This window comes from Streptomyces sp. NPDC026246, assembly GCF_055567995.1.
Genome location: NZ_JBVHPJ010000004.1, coordinates 79,038 through 93,398 on the forward strand (window position 1 = coordinate 79,038; position 14,361 = coordinate 93,398).

Consider the following 14,361-nt stretch of genomic DNA (forward strand, 5'->3'; position numbering starts at 1 on the left):
GGAGGGCGGTGATCAGGCCACGGGCACTCCCAGCAGGGGTGCGGCGCGCTGCATCCGCAGGGCGTCGACGGACTCGGCGAGCAGTTCGTACTCGGTGGTGTCGTCGCTGGTGGCGATGCGCACCAGCCGTCCGGCCGCCAGTTCCTCGGCGACCCGCTCCTGCTGGGCGGGGTCGGCGCACCAGGCGCGCAGCAGCATGGGCACGTCGGGCACGGTGTCGGCGACCGGCACGAGCGCACCCGGCGGTAAGTGCTCGGCCTCCGGCAGGGGGTCCAGGCGCTGCGCGATCCAGGAGGCGCGGTCGCGCAGCCACCACAGGGCGAGGGCGAGGGTGGGCGCCCGGTAGGTGCCCAGCGGCACGCCGATGCGGCGGCCGTCGCACACCCCGTACGCGGTGACATGGCACAGGAACTCGTCGTGCACGTGACCCTCCCCCGTTGCCCGGCCCCTCGGCCGGGCCTCGCGTGTCGTGTGGCTCGCGTGCGGTGCGTGAGGGCGCGGTCGCTCGATGTGAAAGCGCTCTCGCGTGTCAGTATGTTCACCGCTGAAACACTGTCACCATGACTTTTTGGCCACTCTCCTGGCATATTCACCGCCCGAGTTGGCCGAAATCCGGCGAGGCCGCCTCGGAGGGCATGACCCCGGAGGCAATCGACCCCTCGTCAGGCGGCGGGCAGGGTGGTGCGTACCGGGTCCACCGCGAGACACGGCGCGCTTCTCGTGGGAACTGGCCGTCGAGGCCGGGGGTACCGCTGCCGGGGAAGGCCCGGCGCCGGTGGCCGGGTCGGATGTGATCACCCTGGACGCGCAGGGCCGGATCCGGACCATGCCGGGGTTCCTGGACCGGGTGCCCGCCGGCACCTGTACGGCCCGCGATGAGTTCCCGGGTGGACGGCGGTCTGCACGACGAGAGAGACCGCCGTCCACCGGAGGAACCGATGGCCACCACCGCAGCGCTGCACGCGGAGTTCACCGCCGTCCTGCGCAAGAGCCCCGCCCGAGGCGGCTGGACCTACCTGGTCTGGCCCCGGTCCGTCGAGTACTTCGGCACCCGGGGCCTGGTCAAGGTCCGCGGCACGATCGACGGGCACCCGTTCCGCAGCGCCTTCATGGCGCTGGGCGACGGCACCCACAAGCTGCCCGTGCGGGCCGACCTCCGCCGGGCCCTCGGCAAGAAGGAGGGCGACACGGTGACCGTGCGCCTGGAGGAGCGCCTCGGCTGACACCCGCGCGCCGCACCGGCGCCCGGCGCGGGCGCGCGTGTGTCCCGGAGGCGGGGAGACCGCCTCCGGGACACACGGGCACCGCTACTGCTTGACGATCGCGTCGATGCGGGCCAGTTCGTCGGCGTCGAACTCCAGGCCGGCGATGGCGCCGACGCTGTCCTCGAGCTGCTGCGGGCTGCTCGCCCCGACCAGCGCCGAGGTGACCCGGCCGCCCCGCAGCACCCAGGCCAGCGCCATCTGGGCCAGGGTCTGGCCCCGGGACTCGGCGATGCCGTTCAGCTCGCGCAGCCGGCCGACCAGGTCCTCGGTGAGCGCGTCGGAGTTCAGGAACGGGCTGTCGCTCGCCGCCCGGGAGCCCTCCGGGATGCCGTCCAGGTAGCGGCCGGTGAGCAGGCCCTGCTCCAGAGGGGAGTAGACGATCGAGCCGGTCTGCAGTTCGTCGAGGGCGTCCAGCAACCCCTCGTCCTCCGGGCGGCGGTCGAGCATGGAGTAGCGCGGCTGGTGGATCAGCAGCGGCGTGCCCAGCTCGGCCAGGATGCGAGCGGCCTCGCGGGTCTGCTCCGCGGAGTAGTTGGAGACGCCGACGTAGAGCGCCTTGCCCTGCTGCACGGCCGAGTGCAGCGCGCCCATCGTCTCCTCGAGCGGGGTGTCGGGGTCGGGGCGGTGCGAGTAGAAGATGTCGACGTAGTCCAGGCCCAACCGCTGCAGGCTCTGGTCCAGCGAGGACAGCACGTACTTGCGCGAACCCCACTCGCCGTACGGGCCGGGCCACATCAGGTAGCCGGCCTTGGTGGAGATCACCAGCTCGTCGCGGTAGCGCCCGAAGTCCGACTTGAGGAAGGCGCCGAGCGCGGACTCGGCGGCACCGGGCGGCGGGCCGTAGTTGTTGGCGAGGTCGAAGTGGGTGATGCCGAGGTCGAAGGCGCGGCGCAGGATGGCGCGCTGGGTCTCGGCGGGGCGGTCCGGGCCGAAGTTGTGCCACAGGCCGAGCGAGAGCGCGGGGAGCTTCAGGCCGCTGCGTCCGGTGCGCCGGTAGGGCATGTCCGCGTAGCGGTCGGGGTGTGCGGTGTACAACGCGACTCCAGAGGGGTTGGCTCGGTCGGGGTGAAACCGGTGTCCACTCTGGCGTGACCTGCGCCCATGCGTCCAACAGAAGAATCCGATGGAATTCAGCGGTTACGCTTCTCAGTCATGGAACTGCGCCACTTGCAGCACTTCGTCGCGGTCGCCGAGGACCAGCACTTCACCCGGGCGGCCGAGCGCCTCCTGGTCTCCCAGTCGGGGCTGTCGGCCTCCATCCGGGCCCTGGAGCGGGAGCTGCAGACGCCGCTGTTCGTGCGCACGACCCGCCGGGTGACGCTGACCCCGGCCGGGCGGGCGCTGCTCGGCGAGGCGGAGCGGATCCTGGCGCAGGTGCGCTCGGCGCACGAGGCGGTCGCGGCAGTCCAGGGCGTACTGCGCGGGATGCTCGCCCTGGGCACGGAGCAGTGCGTCGCCGGGGTGAACGTGGCGGGGCTCCTGGCCGGCTTCCGGCGGCGTCACCCGGACGTGGAGATCTGCCTGCGGCAGGCCGGCTCGGGCGCGCTCGCGGAGGAGGTCGCGGCCGGACGGCTGGACCTGGCGTTCGCCGTGCGCACCGCCCGGGAGGAGACCGACCAGCTGCGGGCGGTGCCGCTGTCGAGCGAGCCGATGACCGTGCTGTGCCATCCGAGCCACCGGCTCGCGGCGGCCGGGGCGGCGGTGAGCCCGGAGGATCTCGGCGGGGAGGTGTTCGTCGACTTCCACCCGGACTGGGGACCCCGCCGCACCACGGACGCGGCCTTCGCCGCCGCGGGGGTCCGGCGCAGCGTCGCCCTGGAGGTCAACGACGTGCACAGCCTGCTGGACCTCGTGGACGAGGACCTCGGCATCGCCGTCGTGCCGCGCCACTTCCGGCACAAGCGCGCCTCGCTGACCGCCCTGCCGGTGCGGGACTTCGGGGACGCCGGCTACGAGACGGTCGCGCTCCTGCCGCCCGCCCAGGCGACCAGCCCGGCCGCCCGGGCCCTGATGGCCCTGCTCGAGACAGGGGGCCTGACACCGCCCCAGGAGGCTGTCCAGCCCTCCTGACCCGGCGCGCGCCCCCGCCGAACCGCTCGCGTACGTCCACGACCCACACAGCGGAGCGTCGGCCCCGCCGGTCGCGGCGGCCCAGGACTTCACCGGGGAAGCCGTGGCGCGGCCGGCTGCCCGGACGGGTGCCGCCCGGGTTCCGGGGAAGCCGGATTCCCGGCGCGTGATCCCCGGCGATGGGCGAAGGTGGACGTATGCATGCCAAGGACATCCTCATCGAGGGCTACAGCCGCATCCGGGAAGAAGTCCACGCCACGCTCGACGGGCTCGGGCCCGAGGAACTGACCGCCCGGCCCGCCCCGGGCACCAACTCCGTCGCCTGGCTCGTCTGGCACCTCACCCGCGTCCAGGACGACCACGTCGCCGACGCGTTCGGCCTGGAGCAGGTGTGGCTGTCCCAGAAGTGGGACGAGCGCTTCGGGCTGCGCCTGCCGCGCCACGACACGGGCTACGGCCACGGCCCCGACCAGGTCGCCGCGGTGACGGTCGACTCGGCCGACCTGCTGACCGGGTACCACGACGCCGTGCACGACCAGAGCCTGGAGGCCCTGCGCGGCCTGACCGCCAAGGACCTGGAGCGCGTCGTCGACGAGCGCTGGGACCCGCCGGTCACCCTGGGCGTCCGGCTGGTCAGCGTCCTGTCCGACGACCTCCAGCACATCGGACAGGCCGCCTACCTGCGGGGACTGCTTCAGAGCGCGGCGTCGTAGCCGGGCAGCACGACGTCGCGCAGGAGGGCGGTGCGCTCGTCGAACGGCAGGAAGGCGCTCTTGACGGCGTTGACGGTGACCGTCCGCAGGTCCTCGACGGTCCAGCCCGCCTGCTCGACCAGCAGGGACATCTCACGGGTCATGGTCGTGCCCGACACCAGGCGGTTGTCGGTGTTGAGGGTGACACGGAAGCCGAGGTCCTTCAGCGCGGTGATCGGGTGCTCCGCGATCGACGTGGCGGCGCCGGTCTGCAGGTTGGAGGTGGGGCACATCTCCAGGGCGATGCGCCGGTCGCGCACCCAGCCCGCGAGGCGGCCGAGTTTGCCGGACGCGAGGTCGGGGATGTCGTCGGTGATGCGCACGCCGTGCCCGATGCGCTGGGCGCCGCACACCTGGAGGGCCTGGTGGATGCTGGGCAGCCCGTGCGCCTCGCCGGCGTGGATGGTGAAGGGGACGCTCTCGCGGCGCAGGTGCTCGAACGCCGCGAGGTGGTCGGCGGGCGGGAAGCCGTCCTCGGCGCCGGCGATGTCGAAGCCGACCACGCCCGCGTCGCGGAACGCCACGGCAAGGTCGGCGGCCTCGCGCACCCGGTCGAACATCCGCATGCCGCACAGCAGGGTGCCGACCCGCACGGGCGTGCCCGCGGCGGCGGCCTTGGCCATGCCCGCGGCCAGGCCCTCCTGGACGGTCTCCACGACCTCGGCCATGGTCAGCCCGCCCCGGGTGTTCAGCTCGGGCGCGTAGCGCACCTCGCCGTAGACCACGCCGTCGGCGGCGAGGTCCAGGACGTACTCCTCGGCGGTGCGCAGCAGGCCCTCGCGGGTCTGCATCACGGCGAGGGTGTGCTCGAAGGTGGCTATGTAGCGCACGAGGTCGCCCGAGTTGGCGGCCTCGTAGTACCAGGCGGCGAGCTCGTCCGGGTCGGTGGTGGGCAGCGTGTGGCCGACGGCGTCCGCGAGCTCCACGACGGTGGCCGGGCGCAGACCGCCGTCGAGGTGGTCGTGCAGCACGGCCTTGGGGAGACGGCGGATCACATCGGCGTCTACGCGCGTAGCAGTCATGGTGGGGTCTGTCCTTGATCGGGCGGTACGAGCGGTTCGAGGGAGGGGGAACGAGGGTCAGGCGGCGGGCTGGAGAAGGTCCCAGCGGTTGCCGTACAGGTCCTGGAAGACGGCGACCGTGCCGTACGGCTCGTGCCGGGGCTCCTCCAGGAAGGTCACGCCGGCGGCGGTCATCCGGGCGTGGTCGCGGGCGAAGTCGTCGGTGTGCAGGAAGAACCCGACCCGCCCTCCGGTCTGGTCCCCGACCCGGGCGGCCTGGGCCTGCCCCTTGGGCCGGGCCAGCAGCAGCCCGGTGCCGGTTGCCGCTCCGCCGGGTTCGACGACGACCCACCGCGACCCGTCGGGCCGGGCCTCGTCCTCGGCGAGCCGGAAGCCGAGGGCGTCTGTGTAGAAGCGGATCGCCTCGTCGTAGTCGTCGACGACGAGGGTGACCAGGGCGATACGGCGCATCGGGACCTCTCGGAACATGGGGTTGACCGGAGAGGTTATACGTAAAACTCCCTCCGCGCCAACATTGCCGCGACGGACCGGCCGCACGGGCACGGGCAGCCGCCCGAGCGCGCCTGAGGGGGAGGCACACCGCCCCCTGCACGGTCACGCCTCCCGCGCAATGTGAGGGAGATCCGGTGACTACATGGCGCACTTTTGGGTGGGTTGCACTGCCGACGCGGATGCGGGACGGTTGCGGTCTGCTTGTTTTCCAGTACAGGAAGGTGGTGGGGTGCGCACCATGCGTGCCTCCGCTTGTGACCGCTTCCCCCAGTTCCACCGCCCGCTCACGCAGCGCCGACACCAGGGTCGGCAGCGCGTGGGGTGACGCCCCCTTTCCCGTCCTGGTCGTCGACCGGCACGGCACGGTCGTCCAGCTGAACCAGGCCGCGCGGCTCCTCCTGCCGGACGCGGCGAGCGGTGACGAGCTGCACGAGGCGGCGCCGTCCTGGCTCTTCGAGGCCCACCTGCGCCTCTCCCACGAACCGTCCGCCCCCGGCGCCGCCCCCCTGAGCGGCCCGGTCAACGACCGGATCGTCCAGGCCCACCCGACCGCCGCCGTCGACGGGGACGTGGTGTGGTGGCTGGTCGACGACACCGACCGCCACCTCGCGGAACAGACCGCGCGCAACGCGCAGGTCCGCTCGGAGATCCTCTCCGAGGTCTCCTCGACCCTGCTGTCGACGCTGAACGTGCCGCGCTGCATGGAGGTGGCCGCGTCGATGGCCGCGGAACATCTCGCCGAGGCGGCCGTGCTCGTCGCCCCCGCACAGGGCCGCCGTCATCCGCTGACGTACGCGCCGCAGGGCGGGCCCGTGGTGCAGGTGACGCGGCAGATCGACACGCAGAGCGTGCCGGGTCTGCCCGAGGCGCTGCAGGGGTTCCCGCCGGTGCCCGCGCGGTGGATCGACCCGTCGGTCCTCCCCGACTGGGTGATTCCCGACACCTTCACCGGCCCGGTCGGCTCGGTGATAGTCACTCCCCTGCCCGGGCACGGGGTGCCCGCCGGTGCCCTGATCCTGCTGCGCTCCAGCACCGAGCAGGCGTTCACGGAGGGCGAGGAGGTCTTCGCCCGGCTGTTCGCAGCCCGGGCCGGTGCCGCGCTCTCGGCGGCGCGGCTGTACACCGAGCAGGCCACCATCACCGCGACCCTGATGCACGAACTGCTGCCGCCCACGCTCCAGCGGGTGCACGGCGTGCAGTACGCCGGCAGCTACCGGGCCGCCAAGGACCACGAGCGGGTCGGCGGGGACTTCTACGACGTCCACCCCGGCGCCGACCCCTCGCAGGAGACCCTGGTCGTGCTGGGTGACGTGGCGGGCAAGGGACTGGACGCGGCGGTGCTGACCGGCAAGATCCGCAACACCCTGCACGCCCTGCTTCCGCTGGCCGGCGACCACCAGCGGGTGCTGGACCTGCTCAACGGGGCGCTGCTCAGTTCCCGGCACACCCGCTTCGCGACGATGGTGCTCGCCTCGGTGCGCCGCCGCGCGGGCCGGGCGCAGCTCCGGCTGACCAGCGCCGGCCATCTGCCTCCCCTCGTCGTGCGCGCCGACGGCCGCGTGACGGAGGTGGCCTCGCGGGGCACGCTGATCGGCGCTTTGCCGACGGTGGCCGCGCACACGGTCGAGACGGTGCTGGAGCAGGGGGACGCCTGTCTGCTGTACACCGACGGCATCACCGAGGCGCGCGGCGGGCCGCTCGGCGACAAGCTGTTCGGCGAGGCCCGGCTGAAGCGCGTCCTGGGCGAATGTGCCGGGCTGCCGGCCGAGGCCCTGGTGGAGCGGGTGCAGATGCTGGCCGCCGAGTGGATCGGTGACGGACGGCACGACGACATGGCCGTCGTCGCGATCGGCGTCCCCAGGACCGGCGGGCTGTCGATCGTCAACGGCCGCCGGGGTGACGGGAAGGCCGGGTGAACACTCCCGCGATGTCCGTGACTCTGCAGAAACGGTTGTGGAGGGCCGTGGCCGAGGGCGACGAGTACCGCTCCGTCGACGTGCTGTCCGGCGCCCTGGCCGACGGGCTGGACGAGGAGGCCCTGCTGCTGGACGTGATCGCGCCGGTGCAGGAGAAGGTCGGAGCCGAGTGGGCCGCCGACCGCATCACCGTCGCCCAGGAGCACGCCGCCACCGCCATCAACGAACGGGCGGTGGCCGCGCTGGCCCACCGCGGCCAGGACGCGGTCGGGCGCCCGCCGCACCGGGGCCGGGTGACCGTCGCCTGCATCGACGGGGAGTGGCACGCCTTCCCGGCCCGCCTCGTCTCCGAGACGCTGCGTCTGCGCGGCTGGCAGGTCGACTACCTCGGTGCACAGACGCCGACCCCGCACCTGATCGCGCACCTGCACCGAACCAACCCGGACGCGGTGCTGCTGTCCAGTTCGATCCCCACGCACCTGCCGGCCGCGCACGGCGCGATCACGGCGTGCCAGGCCGTCGGCGTCCCCGTCATGGCCGGCGGCCTCGCCTTCGGCCCCAAGGGGCGCTGGGCGTGGGCCCTGGGAGCGGACGAATGGGCGGCCGACGCGCGCGGCGCCGCCGGCGCCCTGGCCGCCGGACTCGCCCGGCCCCGGCCCGCGGCGCTCCGCCAGGCCGTCGACGACCTCCCCCACCTGGCCGACCAGGAGTACACGATGGTCGTCCAGAACCGGGCCCGGCTGGTCCGGGGCACCCTGTCCGACCTGGAGGGGCGCTTCCCGGCGATGCGGTCCTACACGGACGAGCAGCGCGAGCGCACCGCGGAGGACGTCGCCCACATCGTGCACTTCCTCGCGACGGCCCTGTACGTGGACGACGCCGAGCTCTTCACGTCGTTCCTGAGCTGGAGCGCCGGCATCCTCGAAGCCCGGAACGTGCCCGCCCGGTCGCTGCTCGCCGGTCTGGACATCCTCGCCGGGCAGTTGCACGACTTTCCCCGGGCCCTGGCCCTGATCCGCGACGGCACCGGCGTGCTCGCCGACCGCCCCGCCCGTCCTGTCCCCGGCTCCGAGACTCCCGCATGACGAATCTGCCATCCGTTCCGTTCACCGTGGTCCCCGACCGCGTCGCCGACACGCTCACCGTGCGTGTGAGGGGCGAACTCGACTACGACACCAGCGGCGATCTCCTGGACGCCGTCGTCCCCCTGCTGTTCGAGGGGGCGGGGCTGCGCGACGTCCGCCTGGACTTCGGCGGCCTGACGTGGATCGACTCCTCCGGGCTGTCCGCCCTGCTGATGGTGCACCGGCACGCCGGCGAGGCCCGGGCGGTCCTGCACCTCGACCACCGGCCCGACTTCCTGGAGCGCATGCTCCACCTCACCAACGTCCTGGACTTCCTGACGGAGCCCTCGACCCCGGCGGGTGCGCTCGAGGACGGCCGGAGCGACGAGGTGACGGAGGCCGGGGCCACCTGACCCGGCGGGCGGGCGGGTCCACTGCCGACCGCCCCGAGACCGCTGGCCCACCACGGGCGCTGCGCCCCGGACGGGGGCCCGCCGAAGGGCCCCCGTCCTGCGCCCGCTACGGGTACGTGTACGAGTTCAGGGTGTCGACGGCCGCGGCGGGGTTGCCGCGGTCGTAGTGGTCCACGGCCAGGAAGTTGGGCTTCTTGCGGGCCGCCGGGCGGCAGAACCGCTGGGCACGGTCGGCGAGTTTGCCGTTGTCCGTGGCCGCGGTGCCGGTGAGCGGCACGTCGCGGAAGTGGTTCATGACGAACAGCGGGCGGAACGGCGGCTCGGTGCGGGTCAGCGGGATGTTGACGTCGGCGCCGTACCAGCGGCTGTAGCAGGACCAGTCGGAGGAGCCGACGCCCGGTCCCATGGACCAGTAGTTCTCGACGGTCCACTCCTGCTGGTACATCACCCCGAAGCTGTCCCGGAACAGGCCGCCGGCCTGGTCGGCGGAGCGTGTGCGGTCGCTGAAGATGAGCAGCCGGTCGTTCGCTGCCGCCAGTTGGGCCATGGTGGGCCACCCGTTCTGCCGGACGCCGGTGAGGTCGGGCCGGTACAGCACGTCGGACAGGCCGCGGACGCGGGCGAGTTCGGCGCGCAGCACACCCGGGTCGACGCGGTCCTCCAGGAAGACGGTCACGAACTGGTCGGGATGCGCCTGGAGGAAGTCGACCATGCGCTGGAGGTCGACCCACAGGGCGACCGGCCGGCTGACGAGGGTGCAGCTGTTGTGGCACAGGATGGCGCCGTCGCGGGTCTGGTGGATGTCCAGCATGAAGCCGCGCACCCCGTCGGCCAGTTGCCGTTCGATGCCCCGCGTCTGGTTGGGCACGAGGTTGACGAAGGGCGGGGCGAAGCCGCCGTCGACCCCGTTGGCGTAGGCGTTGTGCGTGGTGAGGAACGTGACCTGGTCCAGGGTGCGCCGGTCCTGCGGCGGCATGGGAGAGGTGGCGGGATCGACCGGGGTCAGGTACCAGTCGGCGAGTTCGCCCGCGCCGCCGAGGGCGAGACGGGCGGGATGGACGGAACCGGCGGGCTTGGCGGCGACGGTGAGATGGCGTGCGGTGCCGGGCGCCCTGAGGGTGTACCGGTCGGCGCCCGAGGGAGTGATGTCCCAGGCCGCGTCGCCGCTCGCGCAGGCGACGGTGGCGGCGAGGTCGCCGCTGCGGCCGAGACAGCTGCCCGCCGCGTCGGTGTTCTCCAGCAGGTAGGAGGATCCGTTCGGCGTCAGCCGCCACTGCTGGCGGTCCTCGTTGCCCCGGGGTCTGTGCTGCTCGACGGTCCCGTTGCTGTCCGCCGCGTTGAGGCCGGTCGTGGCGCTCTGGACGTAGTAGGTGCCCGGGGCGGGGACGGCGGCGGCAGCGGGCTGCGGGGCCACGACCGCGGTCGCGAGCGCCGCGGTCGTGGCCAGCAGGAGGTGGGGGGTGCGTGGGCGCATGCGGGGATGCCCTTCGTCCGATGGACTGGTCAGGAGCATGACACCCCGCATGACACCACGTCCGCGGGCCCGCCGTCAGCAGTAGAGGTTGCCTCCGGGGGTGGTCCCGAGGATCTGCGTGAAGCGCTGGTAGTTGTTCACGCGGCTCTGGACCTGCGCCGGGTTCTTGCCGTCGCACTCCAGGGAGCCGTTGATGCTGCGGATCGTCTGGCCGAAACCGGCGCCGTTCACCATGGCGTTGTGCGGGGTCATGCTGCCGGGCCCGGTCTGGGTGTTCCAGTACCACAGGGCCGTCTTCCAGGCGACGGCCGAGTCGTTCTGCACCAGCCAGGGGTTGTTGAGGAGGTCGATGCCGAGCGCGTCGCCCGCCGCCTTGTAGTTGAAGTTCCAGCTGAGCTGGATCGGGCCGCGCCCGTAGTAGGCGGCCTGGCCGGCCGGACAGCCGTAGGGCTGCCCCCAGTCGCAGTAGTGCGGGTAGTTGGCGGTGTTCTGCTCCACCACGTGCACCAGACCGCCGGTCTCGTGGCTGACGTTGGCGAGGAAGGCCGCGGCCTCCTGCTTCTTCACCGTGTCGCTGCCGGTGTTGGCGAAGCCGGGGTAGGCGCTCAGGGCCGCGGTCAGGCCGCTGTAGCTGTAGAACGAGTTCCGGTTCGGGAACATCTGGTTGAACTGCGCCTCCGTCACGACGAAACGCGCGTTGGGCGTGCCGGTCCCGCCGTCGCAGGCGTACGGCTCCCAGTACCAGGTGCTGATGACCGGGTCGTAACCCGGGTTGGCGTGCTCGGCGACGTACGCCTTGCCGTCGGTGTAGCGGACGATGTCACCGGCGTTGTACGCCTTGCCCGCCACCCAGTTGGGGTAGCTGGAGCAGGAGGCGGCTGCGGCGTTCGTGGCCGGGAGCAGGACCGGGGCGGTGCCGGCGAGGGCGAGGGCGGCCAGGACGGCGGAGACACGGCGTCTCGACACGGGATCAACTCCTTAGCGGGGCACGGCCGCACCCCGGTGGGGCAGGACGCAGCGTCGCCCGCACCGCACGCACCGGCGAACCGGACACGGCGTGGGGGCGGCCGTGGTGGGGGGCTGTGGGGCACACTCAACCGCGTTGGTCTGTACCAGTCAAGGGTCTGGACCAGTCAGGTATAGACCAGTTGGGGGTCCGCTGGTCAGAGCGGGACGATGCCGTCCCTGCGTCCCTGGAGGAAGGCCCGCTGCGCGGGGTTCTCGACGCGTGCGATCGCCCGGTCGTAGGCCACGACGGCCTCGGCGGCCCGCCCCAGGCGGCGCAGCAGATCGGCCCGGACGGCGTGGAAGACGGGGTAGCCGTCGAGTTCGAGCGCGTCCACGAGCGCGAGGGCGGCGCCCGGGCCGTCCGTCTCGGCCACGGCGACGGCCCGGTTCAGCGCCACGACCGGCCCGGGCGCGACGGCCATGAGCTGGTCGTACAGCCGCCGGATCTGGTCCCAGTCGGTGGCTCCGGCGCTCGGCGTGTCGCTGTGGACCGCCTGGACGGCGGCCTGGATCTTGTAGGGCCCCGGGCGGTTGCGGCGCAGGCAGCGGCGGACGAGGTCCTGGCCCTCGCGGACGAGGTCCCGGTCCCAGCGGGCGCGGTCCTGCGCGGGCAGCGGCACCAGGGCGCCACGGGCGTCCAGGCGTGCGGCGCGGCGGGACTCCACGAGCAGCATCAGCGCCAGCAGCCCGGTCACCTCCGGCTCGTCGGGCATCAGCTCCGCGAGCAGCCTGCCGAGCCGGACGGCCTCCTGGCACAGCCCGGGCGAGGTGTCGTACCCCTGGTTGAAGATCAGGTAGACGACCGCCAGGACACCGCCGAGCCGGCCGGGCAGATCGGCGTCGCGCGGGATCCGGTAGGGGATGCCGGCGTCGCGGATCTTCGCCTTGGCGCGGACCAGGCGCTGGGCCATCGTCGGCTCCGGAACGAGGAACGCTCGCGCGATCTGGGCGGTGGTGAGGCCGCCCAGCAGCCGCAGGGTCAGCGCGACGCGGGCGTGCGGCGCCAGGGCGGGGTGGCAGCAGGTGAAGATCAGGCGGAGCCGGTCGTCGCGCACGGGGCTCTCCTCGGGCGGTGCGCCGGGGCTGTGCAACAGCGCTGCCTCGGCCTGCCGGGCCGGCCGGGTGGACTCCCGGCGCAGGCGGTCGACGGCGCTGTTCCGCGCGGTGGTGATGATCCACCCGGCCGGGCTGGGCGGGACGCCGGTCTCCGGCCAGCGCCGGACGGCGGTCGTGAAGGCGTCCTGGACCGCCTCCTCCGCGAGGTCGATGTCGCCGAGGAGGCGGACGAGGACGGCGACCGCGCGCCCGTACTCCGCGCGGAACACCGCCTCGACGTCCCCGCCCATCAGCCGGTCTCGCCCATGAACGGGCGCACCTCGATCGGCAGGGTCGTGGCGAGGGCGGCCTTGCGCCCCCACTCCAGGGCGGCGTCCAGGTCGGGGGCCCGGACGAGACAGATGCCGCCGAGCATCTCCTTGCCCTCGGCGTACGGTCCGTCGGTGATCAGGACCTCGCCGCCCGCGGGGCGCAGCACGGTGGCGGACTCGGGGCCGTGGAGCCCGCCGGCGAAGACCCACGCCCCCGCCGCACGCAGTTCCCGGTGGAAGGCGTCCAGGTGCGCGCCGATCTCCTCCAGCACCTCGGGCGCGGGTGGCGGGCCGACCGGCTGCATCACACTGAGCAGGTAGTACGTCATGACGGCCTCCTTGGCGTCCGGATCCGGGTCCCCTCGCACCTCCTACACGAACGGCACGCCCCCGGATCGACACTCCGCGCCGCACGGGCACCACAATTTCCCGCATGACCACCACGCCGCACCCCCTCGTCACCGCCGCAGAGCGACTCGCCCGCGACCTCCTGGTCCCGCAGGCCGAGCGGGTCGATCAGGAGGGTGTGCCCCCGAGCCACCTCGAGGCGGTCAGGCGTGCGGGGCTGCTGGGGGTGGTCGCACCGGCGGAGTACGGCGGGGCGCAGGCGCCCACCGCCGTGGCGCGCCGGACCGCGGAGGTCCTGGCCGGGGCGTGCTGCTCCACCTGGTTCGTGCAGACCCAGCACCACACGCCCGTGAAGCTGCTCGCCGGCCACGACGGCCCGGCCCGGGAGAGGCTGCTGCGTCCGCTGGCCACCGGCGAACTGATGGCCGGTATCGCCTATGCCCATGTGCGCGCCTTCCCGCGGGTGCCGGTGCGGGCCACCCCCGAGCGGGGCGGCTGGCGCTTCGACGGCAGGGTCCCCTGGTACACGGGATGGGGGCTCAACGACGTGATGCTGCTGGCCGGGGTGACGGACTCGGCGGAGCTGGTGTTCGCCTTCGCCGACGCCCGGGAGCAACCGGGTCTGGCCGCGTCCGCGCCGATGCGGCTCGCGGCGCTGACGGCCGCCCGTACGGTGTCCCTGGACCTGGACGGCCTGTGGGTGCCGCAGGAGTCCGTCGTCCGGCGGGTGCCGCAGGCGGAGTTCGCCGAGGAGGACCTGCCGCGGGCCGCGAACGCGGGCCCCGCCGTGTTCGGCGTGGCGGAGGCGGCGCTGGAGGTGGTGGCGCGGGGCGCGGACGGCGAGGGGCCGGCCCGGACCCTGCGCGCCCGGCTCGACGAGGTCCGGCGGGAGGCGTACGCCCTGGCCGACCAGCCCGTCTCCCGCGAGTGCGTCGCCCGGCGGCTGGCCGTGCGGACGCGGGCGTACGACCTGATGCGCGCGGCCACGACCGCGGCCGTCGTGGCCGGCGGTGGGCGGGCCATGGCCCTGGACAACCGCGCGCAGCGCCTGGCCCGCGAGGGGATGTTCCTGCTGGTCCAGGGACAGACGGCCGACGCACGCCGGGCCCATCTGGGCTCCCTGGCCACCGGCCGGGGGGAGCCTGGCGTCCCGCCGGCAGGAGCCTGACC

General features: G+C 73.4%; 15 protein-coding genes and 1 pseudogene. 8 read left to right on the top strand and 8 right to left on the bottom strand.

Going from position 1 to position 14,361, the window contains the following annotated elements:
- Positions 1–12 precede the first annotated feature (12 nt).
- Positions 13–423 (bottom strand): hypothetical protein, encoded by a 411-nt coding sequence (locus ACZ4M5_RS12270; RefSeq protein WP_467735727.1) that lies wholly within the window; start codon positions 421–423, stop codon positions 13–15.
- Between the two features lie 280 nt (positions 424–703).
- Here ACZ4M5_RS12270 and ACZ4M5_RS12275 point away from each other — a divergent pair.
- Positions 704–862, top strand: a pseudogene (locus tag ACZ4M5_RS12275) (nuclear transport factor 2 family protein); the annotation flags it as partial.
- 76 nt (positions 863–938) lie between these two features.
- Positions 939–1,223 (top strand): DUF1905 domain-containing protein, encoded by a 285-nt coding sequence (locus tag ACZ4M5_RS12280; RefSeq protein ID WP_467735729.1) that lies wholly within the window; start codon positions 939–941, stop codon positions 1,221–1,223.
- Between the two features lie 84 nt (positions 1,224–1,307).
- Here ACZ4M5_RS12280 and mgrA read toward each other — a convergent pair whose 3' ends face one another.
- A complete protein-coding gene (gene mgrA / locus ACZ4M5_RS12285; protein WP_467735731.1) occupies positions 1,308–2,300 on the bottom strand; it encodes an L-glyceraldehyde 3-phosphate reductase in 993 nt (330 codons plus the stop codon).
- A 117-nt stretch (positions 2,301–2,417) separates the two neighbouring features.
- On the opposite strand from mgrA, the gene ACZ4M5_RS12290 reads away from it, so the two are divergent.
- Together ACZ4M5_RS12290 and ACZ4M5_RS12295 are read left to right on the top strand one after the other, a co-directional pair.
- Positions 2,418–3,335, top strand: a complete 918-nt coding sequence (locus tag ACZ4M5_RS12290; RefSeq protein ID WP_467735733.1) for a LysR family transcriptional regulator — start codon at positions 2,418–2,420, stop codon at positions 3,333–3,335.
- Between the two features lie 197 nt (positions 3,336–3,532).
- A complete protein-coding gene (locus tag ACZ4M5_RS12295; RefSeq protein ID WP_467735735.1) occupies positions 3,533–4,048 on the top strand; it encodes a mycothiol transferase in 516 nt (171 codons plus the stop codon).
- On the opposite strand, the gene ACZ4M5_RS12300 is transcribed toward ACZ4M5_RS12295, so the two are convergent.
- Positions 4,030–5,109, bottom strand: coding sequence for an adenosine deaminase (locus ACZ4M5_RS12300; protein WP_467735737.1), 1,080 nt, complete (start codon positions 5,107–5,109; stop codon positions 4,030–4,032). The two genes, ACZ4M5_RS12295 and ACZ4M5_RS12300, sit on opposite strands and share 19 nt — an antisense overlap.
- 57 nt (positions 5,110–5,166) lie before the next feature.
- Positions 5,167–5,559 (bottom strand): VOC family protein, encoded by a 393-nt coding sequence (locus ACZ4M5_RS12305; RefSeq protein ID WP_451880076.1) that lies wholly within the window; start codon positions 5,557–5,559, stop codon positions 5,167–5,169.
- Positions 5,560–5,855: 296 nt separating this feature from the next.
- Here ACZ4M5_RS12305 and ACZ4M5_RS12310 point away from each other — a divergent pair, with 296 nt between their 5' ends.
- From ACZ4M5_RS12310 to ACZ4M5_RS12320, 3 genes are read left to right on the top strand one after another with little or no spacing between them, the layout of a single operon-like run.
- Positions 5,856–7,517 carry a PP2C family protein-serine/threonine phosphatase gene (locus ACZ4M5_RS12310; protein WP_467735739.1) on the top strand — a complete coding sequence of 554 codons (1,662 nt, stop codon included), beginning with the start codon at positions 5,856–5,858 and terminating at the stop codon, positions 7,515–7,517.
- An 11-nt stretch (positions 7,518–7,528) separates the two neighbouring features.
- A complete protein-coding gene (locus tag ACZ4M5_RS12315; protein ID WP_467735741.1) occupies positions 7,529–8,602 on the top strand; it encodes a cobalamin B12-binding domain-containing protein in 1,074 nt (357 codons plus the stop codon).
- Positions 8,599–8,994 (top strand): STAS domain-containing protein, encoded by a 396-nt coding sequence (locus ACZ4M5_RS12320; protein ID WP_467735743.1) that lies wholly within the window; start codon positions 8,599–8,601, stop codon positions 8,992–8,994. Before ACZ4M5_RS12315 ends, ACZ4M5_RS12320 begins: the two co-directional genes overlap by 4 nt.
- A gap of 106 nt (positions 8,995–9,100) precedes the next feature.
- Here the strand turns inward: ACZ4M5_RS12320 and ACZ4M5_RS12325 are convergent, their stop codons facing one another.
- The 4 genes from ACZ4M5_RS12325 to ACZ4M5_RS12340 all read right to left on the bottom strand — a co-directional run bounded on the left by ACZ4M5_RS12325 (position 9,101) and on the right by ACZ4M5_RS12340 (position 13,172).
- Positions 9,101–10,507 carry a phospholipase gene (locus ACZ4M5_RS12325; RefSeq protein ID WP_467735745.1) on the bottom strand — a complete coding sequence of 469 codons (1,407 nt, stop codon included), beginning with the start codon at positions 10,505–10,507 and terminating at the stop codon, positions 9,101–9,103.
- A gap of 36 nt (positions 10,508–10,543) precedes the next feature.
- Entirely contained in the window at positions 10,544–11,434 is an 891-nt protein-coding gene (locus ACZ4M5_RS12330; protein ID WP_398108307.1) for a glycoside hydrolase family 19 protein, read from the bottom strand.
- 197 nt (positions 11,435–11,631) lie between these two features.
- Entirely contained in the window at positions 11,632–12,822 is a 1,191-nt protein-coding gene (locus tag ACZ4M5_RS12335; protein ID WP_467735748.1) for an RNA polymerase sigma factor, read from the bottom strand.
- On the bottom strand, positions 12,822–13,172 hold the full coding sequence (locus tag ACZ4M5_RS12340) for a YciI family protein (protein WP_467735750.1): 351 nt from the start codon (positions 13,170–13,172) through the stop codon (positions 12,822–12,824). Before ACZ4M5_RS12340 ends, ACZ4M5_RS12335 begins: the two co-directional genes overlap by 1 nt.
- Positions 13,173–13,276: 104 nt before the next feature.
- Here ACZ4M5_RS12340 and ACZ4M5_RS12345 point away from each other — a divergent pair, with 104 nt between their 5' ends.
- Positions 13,277–14,359 carry an acyl-CoA dehydrogenase family protein gene (locus tag ACZ4M5_RS12345; protein ID WP_467735752.1) on the top strand — a complete coding sequence of 361 codons (1,083 nt, stop codon included), beginning with the start codon at positions 13,277–13,279 and terminating at the stop codon, positions 14,357–14,359.
- The last annotated feature ends 2 nt before the right edge of the window (positions 14,360–14,361 follow it).

Bases quoted from the DNA above. Each gene is read 5' to 3' on its own strand.
- ACZ4M5_RS12280 (WP_467735729.1), top strand. From the start codon at position 939: ATGGCCACCACCGCAGCGCTGCACGCGGAGTTCACCGCCGTCCTGCGC.
- ACZ4M5_RS12290 (WP_467735733.1), top strand. From the start codon at position 2,418: ATGGAACTGCGCCACTTGCAGCACTTCGTCGCGGTCGCCGAGGACCAG.
- ACZ4M5_RS12295 (WP_467735735.1), top strand. From the start codon at position 3,533: ATGCATGCCAAGGACATCCTCATCGAGGGCTACAGCCGCATCCGGGAA.
- ACZ4M5_RS12300 (WP_467735737.1), bottom strand. From the start codon at position 5,109: ATGACTGCTACGCGCGTAGACGCCGATGTGATCCGCCGTCTCCCCAAG.
- ACZ4M5_RS12305 (WP_451880076.1), bottom strand. From the start codon at position 5,559: ATGCGCCGTATCGCCCTGGTCACCCTCGTCGTCGACGACTACGACGAG.
- ACZ4M5_RS12315 (WP_467735741.1), top strand. From the start codon at position 7,529: ATGTCCGTGACTCTGCAGAAACGGTTGTGGAGGGCCGTGGCCGAGGGC.
- ACZ4M5_RS12320 (WP_467735743.1), top strand. From the start codon at position 8,599: ATGACGAATCTGCCATCCGTTCCGTTCACCGTGGTCCCCGACCGCGTC.
- ACZ4M5_RS12325 (WP_467735745.1), bottom strand. From the start codon at position 10,507: ATGCTCCTGACCAGTCCATCGGACGAAGGGCATCCCCGCATGCGCCCA.
- ACZ4M5_RS12335 (WP_467735748.1), bottom strand. From the start codon at position 12,822: ATGGGCGGGGACGTCGAGGCGGTGTTCCGCGCGGAGTACGGGCGCGCG.
- ACZ4M5_RS12340 (WP_467735750.1), bottom strand. From the start codon at position 13,172: ATGACGTACTACCTGCTCAGTGTGATGCAGCCGGTCGGCCCGCCACCC.
- ACZ4M5_RS12345 (WP_467735752.1), top strand. From the start codon at position 13,277: ATGACCACCACGCCGCACCCCCTCGTCACCGCCGCAGAGCGACTCGCC.